Here is a 1,161-nt window from a genome sequence, read left to right as displayed (position 1 = left end):
GCAGCAAATCACCGGTGGTCGACCGGGCGAGCACGAGATAGCGCGCGGCGACGGCCTTGACCTCGTCTGCCGTGACCTTGCGGATGCGGTCCGTCCACTGCTGGAGGTCCTGAACATTGCCGCCGGTGGCAAGCGTCGAGCCATAGATGTTGGCCATGGAATCCTGCTTGTCGCGGGCAAAGGTCATCGACCTGACATAGCGGTCCTTGGCCTTTTCCAGCTCCGAAGGCGTGACGCCATCCTTGACGATGCGCACCACTTCGGCATCGACCGCCGCTTCGACGTCGGAGATTTTGGCATCCCCGCGCGGCGCGCCATAGACGGTGAAGTTGGTGTCGTCGAGCATGGTGCCCTGGAAAAAGGCGCCGGCGCTGGATGCGATACCTTGCTGGACGACGAGCGCCTGGTAGAGCCGGCTGCGATTGCCGCCGCCGAGGATCTCCGCCAAGAGGTCGAGCGCTTCCGCCTCGCCCGGCTTGCCTGTGTGATAGGACGGCACCACCCATTGGGTGGAAAAGCTCGGCACGCTGACGCGGGCATCGGCGAGCGTCACCGTGCGCTTGGTGTTCTGCTCCGGCTCGACCGGACGGATGCGCGGCGGCAGATCGGGGCCGCGCGCCACCTTGCCATAGGTCTTTTCGGCCAGCGCCCGCACCGTATCCGGTTCGACATCGCCGGCAACGATCAGCACCGCGTTGTTGGGCCGGTAGTATTTGTCGTAGAAGGCGACAGCGTCGGCGCGGTTCAGCTGCTGCATCTCCTGCATCCAGCCGATGACCGGAATGCGATAGGGCTGGTTCTGCCACAGCGTCGCATCGACCTCCTCGTCCAGCACGGCCTCGGGGCTGTTGTCGATGCGCGAGCGGCGCTCCTCGAGGATGACATCGCGCTCGGTCTTGATGACATCGTCGGTGAGTATGAGATTGCGCATGCGATCGGCCTCGAAGCTCATCATCAACTCGAGTGCCGACGGTGCCACCGTCTCGTGGAAGGCGGTGTAGTCGTAGGAGGTGAAGGCGTTGTTGGAGCCGCCGATATCGGAGATGGCGCGGTCGAACTCGCCCGCCGCATGGTTGGTCGTCGCCTTGAACATCAGATGTTCGAAGAAATGGGCAATGCCGGATTTGCCGGGCGGCTCGTCGGCGCTGCCGATCTTGTACC

General features: G+C 64.0%; 1 protein-coding gene. It reads right to left on the bottom strand.

What is annotated here, in order from left to right:
• On the bottom strand, window positions 1-1,161 hold a 1,161-nt coding region (locus EOC06_RS37585; RefSeq protein WP_164899009.1), incomplete at both ends, for a pitrilysin family protein.

The sequence above is a fragment of the Mesorhizobium sp. M7A.F.Ca.MR.362.00.0.0 genome (assembly GCF_004023175.1).
Classification (GTDB): domain Bacteria; phylum Pseudomonadota; class Alphaproteobacteria; order Rhizobiales; family Rhizobiaceae; genus Mesorhizobium.
Note: the sequence above shows the minus strand (reverse complement) of the source record. Positions and strands in the feature narration are given on the sequence as shown.